This window comes from Methylocystis sp., from assembly GCF_046349115.1.
GTDB lineage: Bacteria > Pseudomonadota > Alphaproteobacteria > Rhizobiales > Beijerinckiaceae > Methylocystis.
Genome location: NZ_JAXMCX010000002.1, coordinates 393,486 through 413,111, shown reverse-complemented (window position 1 = coordinate 413,111; position 19,626 = coordinate 393,486). Strand labels below are relative to the sequence as shown.

The following is a 19,626-nucleotide window of genomic DNA, read 5'->3' as shown; positions in this document are numbered from 1 at the left end:
CGTTGCTTGCTTCAAATTCGCGCGTCGCGGTTAAGGAAGCGTTGCGGCGTCGCGCGCGGCTGGGTCCGCCCAGGCGATGAACGGGCCGTTACGAAAAGCGGCGTCGCTCTTGCCGTAGCGCAGCGGCGCGCCGTCCGGATCGAGCGTGGCGCCGCCGGCGGCGCGCAGCACCGCGTCCGCCGCCGCCGTGTCCCATTCCATCGTCGGGCCGAAGCGCGGATAGACGTCCGCCTCGCCTCTGGCCAGCAGGCAGAATTTGAGCGAGGAGCCGGCCGACATGCTGCGCGCGATCGGATGGCGGGAAAGAAACGCCTTCGTCTCCTCATCGAGGTGGGATTTTGAAACCAGCGCAACGAGCCCGTCTTCGGGACGCGGTCGCGCCCGCAGCAAACGCCAGTCCTGCGACGCGGGCAACGATCGGCCGGGCGCCGCCTCCGCCTCATAGCCGCGCGCGCCGGCGAACCAGATGCGCCCGTGAGCCGGCGCGTAAACGGCGCCCACGCGCGGCGCGCTTCCTTCGGCGAGCGCCACATTGATGGTGAAATCGGCGCTGCGGGCGAGAAACTCGCGGGTGCCGTCGATCGGATCGATCAATAAAAAGGCGTCGCCTGCGCTCAGCGTCACGCCGCGCGCGGCGCTTTCCTCGGCCAAAAAGGGCACGCCGGGCAATGATTTTTCGAGTTCGCGCAGCAGATAGGCCTCGACGCGCTCGTCAGCCTCGGTCACCGGCGACCTGTCGCCCTTGAGTCGCGATTCAATGTTCGCGTTGTTGAACGTCTCCATCGCCAGCGCGCCGGCGGCGACCGCGAGAGTCGCGAACAGGCGGGCGAGGTCTTCCAACTCCTCGGACGCGACCGGCGTATGCAGGGATTTGCCTTCCGTCATCGTTAGCTTTCTCTTCGCACGTTTTAAAATCGCGGCGCGAGTTATTTGCAATCCGCGCCGCGCCCGCTAGTTTCGATCAGCCGGAACGCGGTGATTCGCCCGTAACGTCATTCCGTCGCGCGTTCTACTAGAAGTTCAATCCGAGCTTCCTTAGACGTCGCCGCTTTCGCCCGCTTTGGATGGCGCCATGACCAAATTCACGCTCGACCCGCTCGATCTCGCCGCGCTCCTGTCGTCGAGGGTCTGCCATGACGTCATCTCGCCCGTCGGCGCGATCGTCAACGGCCTTGAAGTCCTCGAAGAGGAGAAGGACGCCGAAATGCGCGGCCATGCGCTGGCGCTGATCAAGTCAAGCGCCAATGAGGCCTCGGCGCGGCTGCAGTTCTGCCGGCTCGCTTTCGGCGCGGCGGGCTCCAAGGGCGCGTCGATCGACACCGGCGACGCGGAACTGGTGACGCGTCAACTGATCGCCGACGAACGCACCCAGCTCTTGTGGAGCGTGCCGCGCGTTCTGATGTCGAAGAACAAGGTGAAGCTGCTCCTCAATCTGTGCCTTCTCGCCGACGCGGCGATCCCGCGCGGCGGAATCATTTCGGTGAGTTCCTCGGGCGAAGACGACGGGCTCGCCTTCAAGATCGAGGCGAAGGGCGTCAATGCGCGAGTCGCCGCCAACGTGCCGCAGCTCTTGGAAGGCGAAGCGGAAGAGGGCGCGATCGACGCGCGCGCGATCCAGGCCTATTACGCCGGCCTCGTCGCAAAGGCCTGCGGGATGCGGGTTGTCGTGTCGGGCGAGCCCGAGATTGTGACCATCGAGGCGGTCCCGGCGCAGACGCAGACCGCGGGGTCGGACGGGTCCGCAGAGAGCGCCGCCGCCTGAGAAGGCGCTCGCCGGCAATGGGCTTTTCGCGCCCGATCGCCGTAAGATCGTGCGGCCCGGTTCCCGAACCGCGTAAGATGCAGTTCTGCATCGAAGAGAAAGCTGCTCATGGAGATTTCGAATGAAAATCTCGGTCGCTTCCGCCTCGACGGCCGCCGCCGCCATCGCGCTGGTTCTTGCCGGAGCGGCCCCGTCCGCCGCAAAGGGCAAGAACCATAGCCGCTCCCAAGCGTCTGCCGCGAAACAGGATTGCAGACAGCAGACCCAATGCGGCCGAAAGGCCAAGGCGGAAAAGCCGACCGACGGCGCCCAGGAAACGGGCGGCAAGTAAGACGCTGCGCGACCAGAGCGGATAGTATAATCGCCGCAGCCGAGCGCGCCGTATCAAGAAGTTCGGCGCCTCCAGAATAATCGTAACCATTTGAGAATGAGACAAGATCATGCAACTGTCCGGCGTCGGGGCCGGTCTTTTCGCGGGGTCTATCTCAAGGGCCGCCCAATGAGGCTTCTGCGAATCCTCGCGATACAGGTCATGAAGTTGCCATCAGGTTCGTTTCGCTTGGAAGGGCGGCGTGTTGGTCTTAAAGAGCGGCAATCATATAAGTCGGCAAATTGACCGGGAATCGGAACCTATTGGGATAGGCATGAAAAAGTCAGCTGTCGTTTTTGCCGGCGTCGTTTTGTCGATTTCCATGACTCCCTCGGTTGCCGGAGAATTCGCCAAGGACGCGCCGCCTGCTCCGATCATGGCCGGCATGCTCGCGTCGAACTCCGAACCGACGCTGCGGCTCGGGGGCTATGTCGGCGTGCTCACCAATGAAGCATTGGTCGACATAACGCTGTTGAGACCTTGGCGTCAGGATTTCAAGTCAGGCCTTCTTGTCGACGCCCATGCGATTTACACGGCCTACCGTTTTCAAAGCATCCCCCTCGAACTTGAAATAGAGGGCGGCGTCGCGAAGCGCTTTGGGACCGCTTATACGGGAAACCAATGGGAGTTTGATTTGATCCCCATGGCGAGGTGGACGTATTTTCCTTGGAATGATTACGTATATACCAACTTCCGTCTTGGATTATTTGGGGCAAGTTACGTCACCGGCGTTTCTGGCTTTGAAAGAGATTTCGACAGTAGCCACCACGGCAATGGATTTCTCAATCTACTCATCCCCGAGGTTACATTTTCTCCCAGCAAGGAAGCGCCTTTCGAGGTTTTTGTTCGCGTGCATCACCGTTCGGGCGTATTCGGCGCCATCAATGGCGTGCATGGCGGATCGAATTACATTTCGACCGGCGTGAGGTTCACCGCATTTTGAATTTCCGCCGCAGGCGGCGCTCCTGAAAAGCGGCGTGTTTCGGGACGCGAAAACCTGTCGAAAATCCAGCCTCGGCGGCGACGCCTCACAACTGACGTCGGCCGTCTTGTCGCGCTTTGGGACGATGGCCGAAGCAGGGGCGCTCACGCCGTGATGCGCTCATCCGCTTCGCTTGGTTCGCGCAGCACATAGCCGCGGCCCCAGACGGTTTCGATGTAATTGCGGCCTTCGCTGGCGTTGGCGAGCTTCTTGCGCAATTTGCAGATGAAGACGTCGATGATTTTCAGTTCCGGCTCGTCCATCCCGCCATAGAGATGGTTGAGGAACATTTCCTTGGTCAGAGTCGTGCCCTTGCGCAGCGAGAGCAGCTCCAGCATCTGATATTCCTTGCCGGTCAGATGCACGCGGGCGCCGGCCACCTCCACCGTCTTCTGGTCGAGATTGACGACGAGTTCGCCGGTGATGATCACCGATTGGGCATGGCCCTTGGAGCGGCGGACGATGGCGTGAATGCGCGCGACGAGTTCGTCCTTGTGGAAGGGCTTGGTGAGATAGTCGTCGGCGCCGAAGCCGAGGCCCTTCACCTTGTCTTCGATGCCGGCAAGTCCGGAGAGAATGAGGATCGGGGTCTTCACCTTGGCGACGCGCAGCGTGCGCAGCACCTCATAGCCGGACATATCCGGCAGATTGAGGTCGAGAAGAATAATGTCGTAGTCGTAAAGCTTGCCGAGATCGATGCCCTCTTCGCCGAGGTCGGTCGTATAGACGTTGAAATTCTCGGACTTGAGCATGAGCTCGATGCTTTGAGCCGTTGCGCTGTCGTCCTCGATCAATAAAACGCGCATGTTGGTTCCCCACCGAGCTTCGTCGTCCACAACCGGCCCGCGCCAAGAGCGCGCGCCGGCGGGCCGGCGAGTCCTCGCCCCTGCGACCTGACCGACCTTCCAGGAAGGTAAGCGGAATTGGTTAATAAACCTTCACTTACGCCTCAAACGCGGCCCAAAGTCTTAATCATGGGCGCCAAGCGAGGCGGACGCGTCACGCTACGTCTGGAAGGATACGGACAACGACGCGAATCACGTCGTTACCAATCTATACGCCGTCGTGAGTCAGGTGGGCAAAGACAAAATACGCGACGCGTATTCGAGGCTCATGCGAGGCTGCGTATCAGCGTTTCTCGCCCCATTTGCGTCATCATCCGGCCCGATGCGCGGCGTGAATGAGGCGCCGCGAAGAAGTGCGGGCGACGCGCGCAGCGGACTAGGCCCTCGGCCTCGGCAAATTCGGTTCATCGCGCTTTTCATCAGTTCGGATTGGCGCGCGAGAGGCCGTCTTGCACCCTTGCGCCCCTCTTGCCAAACTAAGACGACTGGTCATATTATAACACGATGAGCCGACGCGACGTAAATGAGCTGAGAGAGAAACTCCTGGACCGTGGAGTCGCGCTGCTAATGGAGCAAGGCTATCACGGCACCGGGCTGCAGGAGTTGGTGCAGAGCGTCGGCGTGCCCAAAGGCTCCTTTTACAATTACTTCGAAAGCAAAGAGGCGTTCAGCGCAGAGGTCGTCAAACATTATATCGAGCCATTCATCCAACAGCTCGACGCGCATCTGCGCCGTGAGGGCGTCACGGCTGACGTCGCGCTCAAGGGATATTTTGAGGAGATGATTGAGGAGACGGAGCGTCGCGATTTCAAAGGCGGATGCCTCCTTGGCAATCTCATTGGCGAGATCGGTGACACGAGCGAACTCTGCCAGACGTCGCTGCGCCAGGCTGTCCATCGCTATCGTGACAAACTGCGCGAGGGAATCGCCCGAGCTCAGCGCGAAGGTAGGTTCCGCACCGACATGGAGGCGAAGGACATGGCGGATTTCCTCGTCAACGTCTGGCAGGGGGCATTGCTGCGCATGAAGATCGAGCGCTCGGTGCGTCCGCTGACGCAGTTTTGCGACATGTTGCTAAACGGCTACTTCAAGGCGTGATCTTTTTTCGCCGAAATGAGACGACCGGTCATATCAATACGTTGCAAGATAGGAAGGATGGTCAATGCAGAAATTCATCATCGAACGCGACATTCCCGGCGCCGGCCAGATGACTCAAGCCGATCTCCAGGCGGTTTCGCAACGCTCCTGCGCGGTGCTGCGCGAGCTCGGCCCGCGGGCGCAATGGATCGAGAGCTATGTCACCGACGACAAGCTCTATTGCGTTTACATCGCCGAAGACGCCGAAGCGATCAGAGAACATGCGGCGCAAGGAGGCTTTCCAGCGAACCGGATCAGCGAAATCAGGGCGATCATAGACCCTGCCACAGCCTGACCGGAGTCTGACCAAAAAGGGAGAATGGTTCAAATGAAAAGCTTGCCGTCTCGCGCCGCCGTCTGCGCGCTTGCCTTGGTTTGGGCGCTTGCGCCTGCCGCTGCGGACGAAACCTGCAACTCGCCTTTCATGACCGGTCTGATCAAAGGGCAGGAGCAGTATCTCCATGTCTGGACGCTTGGCGAAAAAGGCGTGGGCGATGGATCCGACAAGCTCGTCACGATCGACGTCATTCCTGGCTCTCCGACTTACGGCAAGGTGATTCACGCCATTTCCGTCGGCGGGCGCGGCGAAGCCCATCACATGGGCTTCACCGACGATCGCAAACATCTCTGGGCGGGTCGTCTCGACGACAACAAGATTTTCATTTTCGACGTCGGCTCCGATCCCTCGACGCCGAAGCTCGTCAAGACCATCGACAATCTTGCCGAGAGCACAGGCTACGTCGGGCCGCACACATTTTACGCGCTGCCTGGCCGCATGCTCGTGCAGGCGCTTTCCAACAACAAGGATCACGGCGGCGTCACCGGGCTGATCACTTACAACAATGCCGGCGAGCTCGTGACGACGACGCCCATGCCGCTTGGTGACGGCGGCGACGGCTATGGCTACGACATCGCCATCAATCCGGCCCAGAACCGCATGCTCACGTCGGGTTTCACGGGCTGGACCAACTACATGATGGATCTCTCGCAACTCATCCAGGACAGTTCCGCGATGAAGAACTTCGGGAACACGATGGTGATGTGGGATTTGAAGGCGATGAAGCCTTTAAGGGTGTTTTCCGTCCCCGGCGCGCCGCTCGAAATCCGTTGGGCGCTGAAGCCCGGCGCGAATTGGGCGATCACCGCTGGCGCGCTCACCTCCAAACTCTATTTGGTCAAACAGGACGACAAGAACGAGTGGCAGGCGAAAGCCGTCGCCGACATTGGCGATCCGTCGAAGATTCCATTGCCCGTCGACATTTCGATTTCGTCCGACGCTTCGTCGCTTTGGGTCAACACATTCATGGACGGGACGGCGCGGCTCTTCGATCTTTCCGATCCGGAAGCGCCGAAACAAGTCTATGCGAAAAAGATCGGCGCGCAGGTGAACATGGTCTCGCAAAGCTGGGACGGGAAGAGAGTCTATTTCACGACCTCGCTACTCGCCAACTGGGACAAGAAGGGCGCCGAAAACGAGCAGTTCCTGAAGGGCTACTCCTGGGATGGCAAGGAGCTGAAGCAGGATTTCGTCGTCGACTTCCACAAGGAGGGCCTCGGCCGTGCGCATCATATGAAGTTTACCGCAAGCGCGCAGAAGGCCGAGCTGCCGTGAGCGCGCGCCGCAGCATTTTGAGAGCCGCGATCGCCTTTGTGCTCGCGCTCGGAGCGACGTCGGCCTTCGCTGTGGACCCGGCGGCCACGAGACTGCCGGCGCCCGGAAGCTATGTGCTGCATTCGATCCAAAGCGCGCCAGAGGCGTCGCTGCTCGACGCGCAAGGCAGGCGGACGTCGCTCTCCGCTTACACGCGGGGCGCGGTGACTGCGCTCGGCTTCTTCTATTCGCGCTGCGCCGATCCCCTCGGCTGCCCGGTTGCATGGTCGACATTTGAAGAGACGCGAAAACAGGCGGAGACCGATCCGCTCCTGAAGGGCAGGCTCCGCCTTGTTTTCGTCAGCCTCGATCCCAACCGCGACACGCCTTCCGTCTTGCGCTTGCTGGAGACGCAAGAGCGCGGCGGCGACGTGCCCTGGGTCTTTCTCGCCGGCGCGAGCGAAGCGGAGATGACGCCGCTGCTTGCCGCCATGGGACAGGATATCGCCTATGAGACGGATCGCGCTGGGAGGCGCACCGGCGCGATCAATCATATGCTGAAAGTGTTTCTGATCGATCCCGAAGGCCGGGTCCGCGAGATCTACAGCACGGCGTTCTTGACGACAGAAGGCTTGCTGAACGACCTCCGAACGCTCGCGATGGAGTTTCCGGACGCGAGCAATGCGGTGACCGCAAAATGAACGTTGCGCAGTTCTTCATTGTGCGCTTTCTGACCATTCTCGCTGTGCTGGGCTGCTTCAACAGCGCCGCAGGGGAAGCCATCGAACCGCCGCTGGGTCTCCCTCCGGTTCCCGCCGCAGTCGCGGGAACGCCTGCGATGCGCAAGCTTGGCGAGAAGCTGTTCTTCGATCGCAGCCTTTCGGCGAATGGCACGCTCTCCTGCGCCATGTGCCATATTCCCGCGCAGGGCTACGCCTCAAACCAAAGCGCGCTTTCGATCGGCATGGAGGGGCGATCGCTGCGGCGTAATGCGCCCTCGCTCTACAATGTCGTCTTCAAGAAATTCCTCTTCCATGACGGTCGCGAGACCGATCTCGCAGCGCAGGTCTGGGGGCCGCTGCTCGCCGCCGACGAGATGGACAACGCCGGCATCGGCCCGCTGATCGGCCGCCTCCGCGCTGACGCGGACTATGGGTCACTATTCGATGCGGTCTTTCCGGGCGAAGGCGCAACAATGATGACGCTGGGCCGCGCCATCGCCGCCTATGAAGCTTCGCTGCTGCGCGGCGGTGGGCGCTTCGATCGCGCGGTCTATGGCGGCGAGCGCGCGGCGCTGACGCCCGAGGAATGGCAGGGCTATGAGCTTTTCATTGGCAAGGCCGGCTGCGCCGCCTGCCATATGATCGGAACCGAGACGGCGCTGTTCACTGACCAATCCTGGCACAACACCGGGGTCGCGTTTCGGTCCGGAGCGAGGCGCGCCAAACGGTTGGTGCAACTCGCGCCCGGCGTATTCCAAAATGTCGATATCGCTGCGGTGGGCCTAGCTCTGGCCGGAGCGTCGAACGACGTTGGCCGTTTCGAGATCACCAACGCGCCCGCCGATCGCTGGGCGTATGCCACCCCGATGCTACGCGGCGTGAGCGAGAGCTCGCCCTACATGCACGACGGAAGCTTGAGCACGCTCGCCGAGGTTGTCGAATTTTACGACCGCGGCGGCGGCGCCAATCCATCGCTCGACCCGAAAATCCGCCCGCTGGATCTGTCCGTCGAAGAAAAGGCGGCGATCGTCGCCTTTCTCGAGACGCTTTGAATCGGAACTGTCCGCCTCGAACCCGCAGGTCATCTGCGACCGCGGTCCGGCCGTTTTACGCGCCTCCGGACGCAAAACGGCCGGGGCCAACATTGACTTGAACGCGCGCTTTCTCCTATATGCCTGCGATCGGCGCCGCTCCAAAAGGGGCGGCGAATGTTTTGTGACGACCGTGCGGCGTCGCAGGCGCCGAACCATTTTCAAGCCGTCTGCGGCGAGCCGCCGGGGGCGATCGGCAAGTCGAGCGCGGGAGCGGGCCATGACGTCCCTTTCGCCAGCGGAGAAGAACGGTGAAACGGACATTCCAGCCCAGCAAGATCGTGCGCAAGCGGCGTCACGGCTTTCGCGCCCGCATGGCCACGGTCGGCGGCCGCAACGTCATCGCCGCGCGGCGCGCACGTGGGCGCAAGCGCCTGTCGGCCTGATCCGGCGCTGCGCGGGCGAGGCGGATGGCTGCATGAAGGCGCAAGTCCCCGCCGAAGGTGAGAAATCCCCGCGCCCGGAGGTTTTGCGCCGGCGCGGCGATTTTGTGCGGGCGTCGGGCGGCGCGCGCGTCGCCCTGCCAGCCTTCACGGTGCAGATGGCGTCCCGGGAGCCTGCGGACTCAAATGCGCCGGCCCGCTTCGGCCTGACCGTCACGCGGAAGGTCGCCGGGGCGGTGGAGCGCAACCGCATCCGCCGCAGGCTTCGCGAGGCCCTGCGGCTCGGCGGCGCCCTTGGCGCGAAGCCCGGACGCGATTACGTCTTTGTCGCGCGGCGCGCAGCCCTCTCAGCGCCGTTTCCCGAACTTCTCACGCAGATGACCGAAGGACTCGCCAGATTGCACGATCGCGGCGCGGCGCATCCAAGGCGCAAAGTCCAAGACGCAAACAGGAAGACAGGCTGACGCGGCCATGAACGACAACACCAAAAATATGCTCCTCGCCGCGGCCGTGTCGCTGATCTTCATCGGCCTGTGGGATTATTTCTACGCCTTCCCGGAGATGGATAAGCAGCGCCGGGCTCAGACTGAGCAGGCGCGTCTCGCGCAGGTTCCAAAGCTTGGCGCGCCCGAGCAGCGGGTGACGGCGGCGCCTGCGAAGGCCGCGACTAAGACCCGCGCCGAAGCCCTGGCGCTCAGCCCGCGCATCGCCATCGACACACGGTCGATTTCCGGCTCGATCGCCCTGAAAGGCGCGCGGATCGACGACGTCTCGTTGAAAACTTATCACGAGACGGTCGACCCCTCGAGCCCGATCATCACGCTGCTGTCGCCCGAGGATGCGCCCGGCGCCTATTACGCCGAGCTCGGCTATCTGACCGCCGAAACCGAAAATGCGCCGGTTCTGCCGACCACCGAGACGCTGTGGACCGCCGATTCCGAAGTTCTGACCGCAGCGAAGCCTGTGACGCTCACCTGGGACAATGGCCAGGGCCTTGTTTTCAAGCGCGTCATTGCCGTTGACGATGAATATCTTTTCACGGTCAACGACAGTGTCGAAAACAAGACGGGTAAGGCGATCGCCCTCTATAATTACGCGCGGGTGAATCGCGTCGGCCATCCGCCGTCGGCGGGCTACGCCGCCCTGCATGAGGGCTTCGTCGGCGTCGTCGGCGACGCCGGACAGGAAGTCACCTACGACAAGATCGAGAAGGAAGACAATGCGGCCAAGACGTTCAAAGGCGTCGGCGGCTGGGTTGGATTGACAGACAAATATTGGGCCGCCGTCGTCGCGCCCAATCAAAATGCGCCGATGGAGGCGCGCTACGCCGCGATGGGCGGCGCGGTGAAAACCTATCAGGCGGATACGGTCAGCGACCCCGCCACGGTCGAGCCTGGGAAATCGGGGCAGGCGACGACCTATGTCTTCGCCGGCGCCAAGGTCGTCGACGTGCTCGACGCCTATAAGGACAATCCCGGCCTCAAGCGCTTCGATCTGCTGATCGACTGGGGATGGTTCTACTTCATCACCCGGCCAATGTTTCGCTTGATCGACTTCCTCTACAAGGTCCTCGGCAATTTCGGTCTGGCCATTCTGGCGGTGACGGTGATCGTCAAGCTCGCCTTCCTGCCGCTCGCCAACAAGAGCTACCAATCGATCGCCAAGATGAAGGCGATTCAGCCAAAGATCAAAGAGCTGAAAGAAAAATACGGCGACGACAAGCACAAATTCAACATGGAGCAGATGGAGCTTTACAAGCGGGAGAAGATCAATCCCGCGAGCGGCTGTCTGCCGGTGATCGTGCAGATTCCGGTGTTCTTCTCGCTCTACAAGGTTCTGGTCGTGACCATCGAAATGCGTCACGCGCCCTTCTTCGGCTGGATCAAGGATCTGTCGGCGCCCGATCCGACCAATGTCTTCAATCTGTTCGGCCTGCTGCCGATCGATCCGACCCACATCGCGATTTTCGGCCCCTATCTCGCGCTCGGCGTCTGGCCGCTCTTGATGGGCGTCTCGATGTGGCTGCAGATGAAGATGAATCCGGAGCCCGCCGACGAAATTCAAAAAACCATGTTCGCCTGGATGCCGGTGATCTTCACCTTCACCATGGGCGGCTTCGCCTCGGGTCTGCTGATCTACTGGACTTGGAACAACCTCCTGTCGATCGTCCAGCAGGGCGTCATCATGAAGCGCGCCGGCGTGAAGTTCGAGTTCTGGGACAATCTGCGCAAGACGTTTCAGCGCGCTTAAGGGACGGCAGTCGGGCTTAGGCAGTCGGCAGTAGACAACAATCCGACTGCCGATTGCCCACTGCCGATTGCTGATCTCATGCACGAAGCAGCGGAGACAGATTTCGCGGAGCAGGGCCGCCTTCTCTTTGCCGGCCCTTGCGACTTCATCTTTGCGAGCGCCAAGGCGAACGATCTTCCGCCGATCGGCCCGTCGGAGGTCGCCTTCGCCGGGCGCTCAAATGTCGGCAAATCCTCGCTGCTCAACGCGCTGACCAATCGCAAGACGCTGGCGCGAGTCTCCAACACGCCGGGCCGCACGCAGCAGCTCAATTTCTTCGCGCTCGGCGGCGCGCCCGGCGCGGAACGCCTGCGCCTCGTCGATATGCCGGGCTATGGCTACGCGGCCGTCGGCAAGGAGAAGGTCGCGAACTGGTCGCAGTTGATGCGCGATTATCTTAAGGGCAGGGCGAGTCTTGACCGCGTCTTCGTGCTCGTCGACGGGCGGCGCGGCGTGAAGCCCCTCGACGAGGAAATGTTCGATCTCCTCGATCAGTCCGCCGTCTCCTATCAGGTCGTTCTGACCAAGCATGACGAATTGAAGAATGCCGAGCGCGACGAGGTGCTCGCCGCGACGACGAAGGCGATGGAGAAACGGCCGGCGGCCTATCCCGAGGTGATTTTCACATCGGCGCTCAAGGGCGAAGGAATCGCCGAATTGCGCGCGGCGATCGCAAAGCTCATCGCCGAACGAAACGCTTGAATACGACGGGCGCGGCGGGCTAGTTGGGCCCGTCAACCCTGGAAGAGGGCAGCGCCCCGCGAGGCTCCACGATGACCGACGCCGCCGACACCGCGCTCCAGCAGGCCCGCATTCTGATGCAGGCGCTGCCCCATATGCTGCGCTATGACGACGCCATCGTCGTGGTGAAATATGGCGGCCACGCCATGGGCGACGATCAGGTGGCGCGCGATTTCTCGCGCGACATGGTCCTGCTCGAACAATCCGGCGTCAATCCCGTCGTGGTGCATGGCGGCGGACCGCAGATCGGCGCGATGCTGAAGCGGCTCGGCGTCGAGTCGCGCTTCGCCGACGGGCTGCGCATAACCGATGACGAGACGATGGATGTCGTCGAAATGGTGCTCGCCGGCGCCATCAACAAGCAGATCGTCGGCTTCATCAACTCCGAGGGCGGCCGCGCCATCGGCCTTACCGGCAAGGACGGGCGCATGGTCACCGCCAAGAAGCTGGAGCGGCCCGATGGCGTCGATCTCGGCTATGTCGGCGAGCCTGACAAGGTCGACACCACCGTGCTCGATCAGGTGCTCGGCCGCGAACTCATCCCGGTTCTGGCGCCCGTGGCGCAAGGCCCCGACGGCGCGAGCTACAATGTCAACGCCGACACTTTCGCCGGCGCGATCGCCGGCGCGCTTCACGCCAAGCGCCTCATCTTTCTGACCGACGTGCCTGGCGTGCTCGACAAGGACAAGAACATCATCGAGGAGCTGAAAGTCGACGATATTCCCGAGCTCATCGCCGAAGGCGTGATCACCGGCGGCATGATCCCCAAGGTCGAGACCTGCATGTATGCGATCGAGCGCGGCGTCGAGGGCGTCGTTATTCTCGACGGCAAGCTGCCGCACGCCGTGCTGATCGAACTGCTCACCGACCATGGCGCGGGCACGCTGATTACAAGGTGAAGGAGCTTGTGCGTTCTTGCAGCGCGTCATGGCCGGGCTTGTCCCGGCCATCCGGGCTTGTCCCGGCCATCCACGCCGGAACGCCGCGCGCTGACGAAGGAGTTGCCGCACGATCGAGCTTGACGTTCCAGCCGATTGCAATGTCCTGGCGTGGATGCCCGCGACAAGCGCGGGCATGACGGGACATGGTCGATGAACCTCTTCATCCTCACCGGCGCCGGCGTCTCCGCCGAAAGCGGCCTCGGCGTCTTTCGCGGGCCGGGCGCGGCGTTGTGGAAGCGCTACAATCCGATACGGCTTGCAACGCCGGAAGCCTTCGCGCATGACCCGGCGCTGGTGCATGACTTCTACAATACGCGGCGACGCAATCTCATCGCCGCTTCGCCAAACGCCGCGCATGTCGCGCTGGCGCGGCTCGAAGCGGAACTCGCACGGCGCGGCGGCGCATTCACGCTCGTGACGCAGAATATCGACGATCTGCATGAGCGCGCCGGTTCAAAGAACGTCATTCACATGCATGGCGAATTGCTGAAGGCGCGTTGCGCGTCATGCGGCGCCGTGCGCGACTGCCGCGACGATCTTTCCGTCGACTCACGCTGCGGCTGCGGCGGCGCGCTGCGCCCGCATGTCGTCTGGTTCGGCGAAACGCCGCTCGATACGGACGAGATTTATGAAGCGCTGGCGGCGGCGGAAATCTTCGTCGCCATCGGCACGTCGGGCGCTGTCTATCCCGCGGCTGGCTTCGTGCGCGCGGCGCGGGCGAGGGGCCGGCGCTGCTGCGAGCTCAATCTCGAGCCGTCGGGCAATGCCGAGGAATTCGACGACAGGCGCTATGGTGCAGCGAGCGAAATCGTGCCTTCATGGGTGGAGGAGATACTGGCGCGATGAATTGGCGTCATTCCCGAGGCGCGAAGCGCGATCGGGAATCCAGAGCGACCACAGCGATCTTTGGCGTTGCTCTGGATTCCCGCTTTGGCGGGAATGACATGCGGCGATCGATACGATGACGAAAGACTTGCCACGGAAATCGCGCTTCGCCGAGATCGACACATGGGTGTTCGATCTCGACAATACGCTTTATCCGCAGACCGCCGATCTCTGGCCGAAGATCGACGCGCGCATCACTTTGTTCATGATGCGGCTCTTCGGCCTCGATGCGATTTCGCTGCGGGCCTTGCAGAAGCACTACTACCGCCAATATGGCACGACGCTGCGCGGGCTGATGACCGAGCATAACATCGATGCCGAAGCCTATCTTTCCTATGTGCACGATATCGACCGTTCGTCGCTGGCGCATAATCATTCGCTCGCCGAGGCGATCGCGGCGCTCCCCGGACGCAAGCTGATCCTCACCAATGGCTCGCGTCATCATGCGATCGAAACCGCGAAGCAGCTCGGCATCGATCATGTCTTTGAGGATATTTTCGACATCATCGCCGCCGAATTCATCGCCAAGCCCGATGAAGGCGCCTATATGCGCTTTTTCGAAAAGCTGAAGATCGAGCCCAAACGCGCCGCGATTTTCGAGGATATCGACCGCAATCTCGTGGTGCCGCATAAGCGCGGCATGACGACGGTGCTGGTGCTGCCGTCCCATGACGAAGGTCCGGAGCGGGAAGAATGGGAAATCGCCACCGGCGACGAACCGCATGTGGATTTTGTCACCGATGATCTCGTCGAGTTTTTGGAGGGGTTGAGCGGCGCTTAAGCCGAAAATGGCTCCATCAGCATCAAATCGGTGTCTTGCGGCCTGACGCCTGCGGCGGTCAGCATCGCATGGACTTGGCCCCTGTGGTGAGTTTGGTGGTTGAAAATATGGCTGACGACAAACCATTTCGGCCGTGCGAGTTCTGCATTGATGATCCTCGAGCGCCAGATGAGATCGCCCGTGAGCCACTCGTCAGTCACGCCGTCGGCCCAGATGATCAGCCGTTCGTCACAAGTCATTCTGTCCTGTTTCAATGTCGTCCAGTCGTCACGATATGAACTCGATTCCTCAAGCTGTGTTGAGGGCGGCTGCGCATCGGAAATGCGGCTCAGCCACATATGATCCGCCCAAAGCAAATGGCTGAGGGTCGCATGAATTGATTTGAAGAAAGCGCCGCGGTCCTTGCGCCGCTCATCATTCGACAAACTATCGGCTGCGGCGTAGAGGCTGGCGTTCTGCCAGCGATTGTAGCGCGCCATGGTTCTCACAAATGTCGAACAGGTCATGTGATTGTCTTGCCTCCTGAAAGCAGCAACGCAGCGGCTTTCGCCAAAGCCTGCGCCACTTCCGCCTTCGTCGCGGCGCCTTTCTTCTTCGCCTTGCGCGCGCGCCAGTCGAGGCTCTTCACCTGATCGGCCAAAGCGGCTGAAGGCTTCGCGTCCGCGAGCGCAACTTCGAACGGATAGCCCTTGATCTTCGTCGTCATCGGGCAGGCGAGCATCAGCCCGGTCTTGCCATTATAGGCCTTGGGACTGAGCACCAGCGCCGGGCGATGGCCCTTTTGTTCATGTGCCGCCTGCGGATCGAAACTGAACCAGACGATGTCGCCGCGCTCGGGGATGTAAGCCATTTCAATGTCCATTTCGTGCATGTCATTCCCGACGCGCGCAAGCGCGATCGGGAATCCAGAGCAATATTTAGAAAGCTTGCGGTTGCACTGGATTCCTGATCAGGCCTTCGGCCTGTCGGAAATGACATGCGCGGTTTCGCGTCATCCATCAACTAAAGAGCCTCGCGGCCGACGGGCGCGCCGAAGTCTTCCTCCTCATGCAGATTGTCGCGCGTGACGCCGGCGAGCAGCGCGTCGAGCGTGAACTCCGGCGGCGCCAGCGGCTCGATCACCACACGCCCTTGTTCAACCCGAACGTCGACCGGCTGGTCGATTTCAAGCCGCGCTTCCTCCATCACCGCAGCCGGCAGGCGCACGGCGGCCGAGTTTCCCCATTTCTTCACGGTCGCGCGCATAACGCTCTCCAATTAGGAGGTCGTCATTGCGAGCCAAGCGAAGCAATCCAGAATCCGCCCCGTGACTCTGGATTGCTTTGTCGCTGCGCGCCTCGCAATGACGGCGGGTGTATCTACATCGTAGAAACATAGGGCGCGTCGTTCGGCGCGTCAACGCCGCTCTGCTGGCCGATTCCGCGCCCCTTGTTGACTCCCTTCGCCAGACTCCTACAACCGCGCCAGCCTCCACCGCATCATTTCGGGAATTTCATGCCGCACACCGGACTTGAGACGCTCATCACCGCCGCTTTCGAGGATCGCGCCAATATCACCGCCGAGACCCAGGGCGACATTCGCCGCGCCGTCGACGGGGCCCTGCGGCTCCTGGACGCCGGCAAGCTGCGCGTCGCCGAGAAGATCGAAGGGCAGGACGGTCCGGAAAGCTGGAAGGTCAATCAGTGGCTCAAAAAAGCGGTGCTGCTGTCCTTCCGCCTGAACGAAATGGCGGTGATCGCTGGCGGGCCGGGCGGCGCGACCTGGTGGGACAAGGTCCCTTCCAAATTCGTCGGCTGGGGCGCGGGCGAGCATACGTCGGCGGGCTTTCGCTCAGTGCCCGGCGCGATCGTGCGCCATTCGGCCTATGTCGCGCCCGGCGCGATCCTGATGCCCTCCTTCGTCAATCTCGGCGCCTATGTCGACAGCGGCACGATGGTCGACACCTGGGTCACCGTCGGCTCCTGCGCGCAGATCGGCAAGAATGTGCATCTTTCCGGCGGAGTCGGCATTGGCGGGGTGCTGGAGCCTTTGCAGGCGAACCCGACCATCATCGAAGACGATTGTTTCATCGGCGCGCGCTCGGAGGTCGTCGAAGGCGTCGTCGTCGGCAAGGGCTCGGTGCTGTCGATGGGCGTCTTCATCGGCGCCTCGACGAAAATCATCGACCGAGCGACAGGCAAGATCCATGTCGGCTATGTGCCGCCCTATTCGGTGGTGGTTTCGGGGAGCTTGCCCGGCAAGCCCTTGCCGGACGGCGCGCCGGGCCCGTCGCTCTATTGCGCGGTGATTGTCAAGACCGTCGACGCGCAGACGCGCAGCAAGACCGGCATCAACGAGCTCCTGAGGGATTGATGGACGCGGAGCGCCTGCGCTTTCTCTATCGGACCGAACAGGGCCGCATCGATCGCGCGACCTGGCGGCGCGGCGCTGGCGCGCTTCTCGCGGTTATTCTTCCCCTGACGCTGATCTGGTTCGCGCTTCAGCCGTATTCGGCCCATGATCTGGCGACGACGCCCTTCTTCGCGCCGATGACCATTCTTGCCTACGCCTATGTGATTTTTTTCGCCTTCGCGGTCATGCTCTGCGTAGTGAGCTTCATCAATCTTTCGGCCAAGCGCTGTCGCGACCGCGGCCTCACGCCGCCGCTTGGCCTCGCGAGCCTTGCGCCGCTCCTGGCGCTCATCGCCGGCGCCGCGCATTTTTGGCAGCCGCGCGCCGCCGAGATCATGTCGCGCTGGTATGTCTGGGGCATCGACGCAATCTTCGTCGCCGCCGCACTCTGGACTGTCTATGAACTGGGCTGGCGGGAGGAACCTCGCTCATAATGCGCATTGCGTCCGCCTGAATTGCTCGAGCTGAACGAAGCGAAATGACAATGCCGGAGTCCCCCGCCGTCGCGCTCACCCGCGAGCTTATCCGCTGTCCATCCGTCACGCCGGCCGACGCCGGCGCGCTCGATGTCGTCGAGAAGGCGCTGAAAGCCGCCGGCTTCGAGACGCATCGCGTCACCTTCTCCGCGCCGGGCACGGCGGACATCGACAATCTCTTCGCCAAGATCGGCGCTGGCGCGCCGCATCTTTCCTTCGCCGGCCATACCGACGTCGTGCCGCCCGGCGATCCCGCGCGTTGGCGCTTCGATCCCTTCTCCGCTGAAGTCTCGGACGGCCGCGTCTACGGCCGCGGCGCATCGGATATGAAGGGCGCCATCGCCGCCTTCGTCGCGGCGGCGATTCGTTACGTCGAGGGGCATGGCCCGCGGAATGATAAATCTTGGGGGACGCTGTCGCTGCTCATCACCGGCGACGAGGAAGGCCCGTCGATCAACGGCACGGCGAAGCTCCTCGAATGGGCGCGCATGCGCGGCGAGCGTTTCGATCATTGCATCGTCGGCGAGCCGAGCAATGTCTCGACCCTCGGCGACATGATCAAGATCGGCCGGCGCGGCTCGCTCAACGGGCGGATTCGCGTCATGGGTCAGCAGGGCCATGTCGCCTATCCGCATCGCGCCGAAAATCCGGCGCCGATCATCGCGCATATCGTCGCCGCGCTGTCGGGGCATGAACTCGACAGGGGCACCACCCATTTCGAGCGCTCCAATCTCGAATTTTCCACCATCGACATCGGCAACAAGGCGGTCAATGTTATTCCCGGCGAGGCGCGCGCCGAATTCAACGTCCGCTTCAATGATTCATGGACACATGACACGTTGAAGGAACGCATTCTGCAGGTGATCAAGGCGGCAGCGCCGAGCGCCAATGTCGAGGTCGAATTTCCGCCGTCGAACGCCCACTCCTTCATCACCAAGCCCGGCCCTTTCACCGAACTTGTGGTCGAGGCGGTGCGGCAGGTTACGGGCCTGACGCCCGAACTCTCGACGACCGGCGGCACGTCCGACGCGCGCTTCATCGTCAATTATTGTCCGGTTTTGGAATTCGGCCTCACCAATGAGACGATCCACGCGGTCAATGAGAATGTCCGCGTCGCCGATGTCGACCAGCTTTGCGCCGTCTATCTGAATGTGCTGGAGCGCTATTTCCGTTGCTGATCGCTATGGGATGCCCGACAGCCCGAAAGCTCTAATTTCATACGCTTGATGAGTGAAGAGCATCTCGGGCGACAGCAGCGACAAGGACGATGTGATCGGCGGCGGGCCTCCGCCACGCTTGGAGTTTTTTGGATAGACGATCTTCGTCAGCTGCGTTTTGCCGGAGGGCGGGCCGATGGTGATCAGCAGGGTGCTCGTATCCTTTCTGCTCGCGTCGAACAGCGGCGCGGTGGAGGTCGAGACGCGCACGAGGCTCCAAGAGGGCGTGGCGTTGACGTCGAATCTGAGCGCGAATTGCACTTGATGGGTGAGGGTTGAAATCGGATTTCCCAGAAGGATTTTTGTAAAGTCCGCCTTACGGCAGGCTTCGCTCTGTTCGGCTTCGCCAGCGAACATCGTCATTCTTTGCGCTTGCTCAACATCGAGCGGAAATCCCAAAAAGGCGCATTTCTTTACCGGCTCCAGGACGTCGTCGAGCCAGTCATTCAGCTTAAGATCCGCTTCGATGGTGACGCCGGCGATCGAATAACATGGTTGGTCATCCGACAGTTCGACAAGTTCTTTTCTCTCGTCCAGGAACTGCTGGAACGGATAGGCGAATTGGACCATGTCTTCTCGACTGGGGTTATATTGAACGCTTCCGCCAACGCTAAACCTATATGACTGCGGCACAGTGCGCCTCGTGGTGTTCGCCAGCCACACAACCGCATCGGGCAAATTGGGGGTGAGAAGGGAAACCCCCGGACTGAACGTAATCGAATCGTCGATTTTGACATTCAAGTCGATCAACGCGTTCCAGGTCTCAAGCCATGCGAGCTTACGCGCGCCCCACCAGCCGGCCCGATCACGGTCGATCTGCGCCCTGACCGACCTTCTGATCTCGCACTGCACGCCCCGGATCACGTCGTAAAGAATGCGCTTCTTTCTTTCGTGTCCCAGCAAGGGCGCGGCTTCCGGAATGATACAGCCGGAAAGGCTGGGGGCGATCAAAGAGATGGCCGAAATGAAAGATATTATTCGACGAATTGATGCGCGCTCAGCCATATTGAGCACTCCTTGGC

24 protein-coding genes are annotated in these 19,626 nt (G+C 61.7%); 18 read left to right on the top strand and 6 right to left on the bottom strand.

Annotated features, from left to right (window positions below; all coding sequences use genetic code 11):
* Window positions 1-30: 30 nt before the first annotated feature.
* Entirely contained in the window at window positions 31-885 is an 855-nt protein-coding gene (gene cysQ, locus U1E20_RS07730) for a 3'(2'),5'-bisphosphate nucleotidase CysQ (RefSeq protein ID WP_409980015.1), read from the bottom strand.
* 187 nt (window positions 886-1,072) lie between these two features.
* Here cysQ and chpT point away from each other — a divergent pair, with 187 nt between their 5' ends.
* From chpT to U1E20_RS07715, 3 genes are all read left to right on the top strand, one after another.
* Window positions 1,073-1,762, top strand: a complete 690-nt coding sequence (gene chpT / locus U1E20_RS07725) for a histidine phosphotransferase ChpT (protein ID WP_409980014.1) — start codon at window positions 1,073-1,075, stop codon at window positions 1,760-1,762.
* Between the two features lie 121 nt (window positions 1,763-1,883).
* Window positions 1,884-2,093 (top strand): hypothetical protein, encoded by a 210-nt coding sequence (locus U1E20_RS07720; protein WP_409980013.1) that lies wholly within the window; start codon window positions 1,884-1,886, stop codon window positions 2,091-2,093.
* 241 nt (window positions 2,094-2,334) lie between these two features.
* Window positions 2,335-3,075, top strand: coding sequence for a hypothetical protein (locus U1E20_RS07715; RefSeq protein WP_409980012.1), 741 nt, complete (start codon window positions 2,335-2,337; stop codon window positions 3,073-3,075).
* A 143-nt stretch (window positions 3,076-3,218) separates the two neighbouring features.
* Here the strand turns inward: U1E20_RS07715 and ctrA are convergent, their stop codons facing one another.
* Window positions 3,219-3,920 (bottom strand): response regulator transcription factor CtrA, encoded by a 702-nt coding sequence (gene ctrA / locus U1E20_RS07710; protein ID WP_409980011.1) that lies wholly within the window; start codon window positions 3,918-3,920, stop codon window positions 3,219-3,221.
* A gap of 543 nt (window positions 3,921-4,463) precedes the next feature.
* Between ctrA and U1E20_RS07705 the strand changes: the two genes are divergently transcribed.
* From U1E20_RS07705 to U1E20_RS07650, 12 genes are all read left to right on the top strand, one after another.
* Window positions 4,464-5,057 (top strand): TetR family transcriptional regulator C-terminal domain-containing protein, encoded by a 594-nt coding sequence (locus U1E20_RS07705; protein WP_409980010.1) that lies wholly within the window; start codon window positions 4,464-4,466, stop codon window positions 5,055-5,057.
* A gap of 64 nt (window positions 5,058-5,121) precedes the next feature.
* Complete coding sequence (locus U1E20_RS07700) at window positions 5,122-5,391, top strand: DUF4242 domain-containing protein (RefSeq protein WP_409980009.1); 270 nt, start codon at window positions 5,122-5,124, stop codon at window positions 5,389-5,391.
* A 33-nt stretch (window positions 5,392-5,424) separates the two neighbouring features.
* Complete coding sequence (locus U1E20_RS07695) at window positions 5,425-6,708, top strand: selenium-binding protein SBP56-related protein (protein ID WP_409980008.1); 1,284 nt, start codon at window positions 5,425-5,427, stop codon at window positions 6,706-6,708.
* Window positions 6,705-7,388 carry an SCO family protein gene (locus U1E20_RS07690; RefSeq protein WP_409980007.1) on the top strand — a complete coding sequence of 228 codons (684 nt, stop codon included), beginning with the start codon at window positions 6,705-6,707 and terminating at the stop codon, window positions 7,386-7,388. Before U1E20_RS07695 ends, U1E20_RS07690 begins: the two co-directional genes overlap by 4 nt.
* Entirely contained in the window at window positions 7,385-8,461 is a 1,077-nt protein-coding gene (locus tag U1E20_RS07685) for a cytochrome-c peroxidase (protein ID WP_409980006.1), read from the top strand. Before U1E20_RS07690 ends, U1E20_RS07685 begins: the two co-directional genes overlap by 4 nt.
* 290 nt (window positions 8,462-8,751) lie before the next feature.
* A complete protein-coding gene (rpmH, locus tag U1E20_RS07680) occupies window positions 8,752-8,886 on the top strand; it encodes a 50S ribosomal protein L34 (protein WP_083858773.1) in 135 nt (44 codons plus the stop codon).
* Window positions 8,887-8,918: 32 nt separating this feature from the next.
* Window positions 8,919-9,347 carry a ribonuclease P protein component gene (gene rnpA, locus U1E20_RS07675; protein ID WP_409980005.1) on the top strand — a complete coding sequence of 143 codons (429 nt, stop codon included), beginning with the start codon at window positions 8,919-8,921 and terminating at the stop codon, window positions 9,345-9,347.
* Between the two features lie 7 nt (window positions 9,348-9,354).
* Complete coding sequence (gene yidC, locus U1E20_RS07670; protein ID WP_409980004.1) at window positions 9,355-11,133, top strand: membrane protein insertase YidC; 1,779 nt, start codon at window positions 9,355-9,357, stop codon at window positions 11,131-11,133.
* Window positions 11,134-11,211: 78 nt separating this feature from the next.
* Window positions 11,212-11,874, top strand: coding sequence for a ribosome biogenesis GTP-binding protein YihA/YsxC (gene yihA / locus U1E20_RS07665; protein WP_409980003.1), 663 nt, complete (start codon window positions 11,212-11,214; stop codon window positions 11,872-11,874).
* 71 nt (window positions 11,875-11,945) lie between these two features.
* Complete coding sequence (gene argB / locus U1E20_RS07660) at window positions 11,946-12,812, top strand: acetylglutamate kinase (protein ID WP_409980002.1); 867 nt, start codon at window positions 11,946-11,948, stop codon at window positions 12,810-12,812.
* 192 nt (window positions 12,813-13,004) lie between these two features.
* Window positions 13,005-13,700, top strand: coding sequence for an NAD-dependent deacylase (locus U1E20_RS07655; RefSeq protein WP_409980001.1), 696 nt, complete (start codon window positions 13,005-13,007; stop codon window positions 13,698-13,700).
* A gap of 115 nt (window positions 13,701-13,815) precedes the next feature.
* Window positions 13,816-14,520, top strand: coding sequence for a pyrimidine 5'-nucleotidase (locus U1E20_RS07650; RefSeq protein WP_409980000.1), 705 nt, complete (start codon window positions 13,816-13,818; stop codon window positions 14,518-14,520).
* Here U1E20_RS07650 and U1E20_RS07645 read toward each other — a convergent pair.
* The 3 genes from U1E20_RS07645 to U1E20_RS07635 all read right to left on the bottom strand — a co-directional run bounded on the left by U1E20_RS07645 (window position 14,517) and on the right by U1E20_RS07635 (window position 15,765).
* Window positions 14,517-14,999, bottom strand: a complete 483-nt coding sequence (locus U1E20_RS07645) for a DinB family protein (RefSeq protein ID WP_409979999.1) — start codon at window positions 14,997-14,999, stop codon at window positions 14,517-14,519. The two genes, U1E20_RS07650 and U1E20_RS07645, sit on opposite strands and share 4 nt — an antisense overlap.
* A gap of 23 nt (window positions 15,000-15,022) precedes the next feature.
* Window positions 15,023-15,391, bottom strand: a complete 369-nt coding sequence (gene mazF / locus U1E20_RS07640; protein ID WP_409979998.1) for an endoribonuclease MazF — start codon at window positions 15,389-15,391, stop codon at window positions 15,023-15,025.
* Between the two features lie 131 nt (window positions 15,392-15,522).
* Complete coding sequence (locus U1E20_RS07635; RefSeq protein ID WP_409979997.1) at window positions 15,523-15,765, bottom strand: AbrB/MazE/SpoVT family DNA-binding domain-containing protein; 243 nt, start codon at window positions 15,763-15,765, stop codon at window positions 15,523-15,525.
* A 249-nt stretch (window positions 15,766-16,014) separates the two neighbouring features.
* Here U1E20_RS07635 and dapD point away from each other — a divergent pair, with 249 nt between their 5' ends.
* From dapD to dapE, 3 genes are read left to right on the top strand one after another with little or no spacing between them, the layout of a single operon-like run.
* Window positions 16,015-16,872: a 2,3,4,5-tetrahydropyridine-2,6-dicarboxylate N-succinyltransferase gene (gene dapD, locus U1E20_RS07630; RefSeq protein ID WP_409979996.1), complete on the top strand. Its 858-nt coding sequence runs from the start codon at window positions 16,015-16,017 to the stop codon at window positions 16,870-16,872.
* The gene (locus U1E20_RS07625; RefSeq protein ID WP_409979995.1) at window positions 16,872-17,345 is read left to right on the top strand and encodes a hypothetical protein; all 474 of its coding nucleotides are present in this window, start codon (window positions 16,872-16,874) and stop codon (window positions 17,343-17,345) included. The genes dapD and U1E20_RS07625 overlap by 1 nt, the downstream gene beginning before the upstream one ends.
* Before the next feature lie 50 nt (window positions 17,346-17,395).
* Complete coding sequence (dapE, locus tag U1E20_RS07620; protein ID WP_409979994.1) at window positions 17,396-18,565, top strand: succinyl-diaminopimelate desuccinylase; 1,170 nt, start codon at window positions 17,396-17,398, stop codon at window positions 18,563-18,565.
* Between the two features lie 3 nt (window positions 18,566-18,568).
* On the opposite strand, the gene U1E20_RS07615 is transcribed toward dapE, so the two are convergent.
* On the bottom strand, window positions 18,569-19,609 hold the full coding sequence (locus U1E20_RS07615) for a hypothetical protein (protein ID WP_409979993.1): 1,041 nt from the start codon (window positions 19,607-19,609) through the stop codon (window positions 18,569-18,571).
* Between the last annotated feature and the right edge of the window lie 17 nt (window positions 19,610-19,626).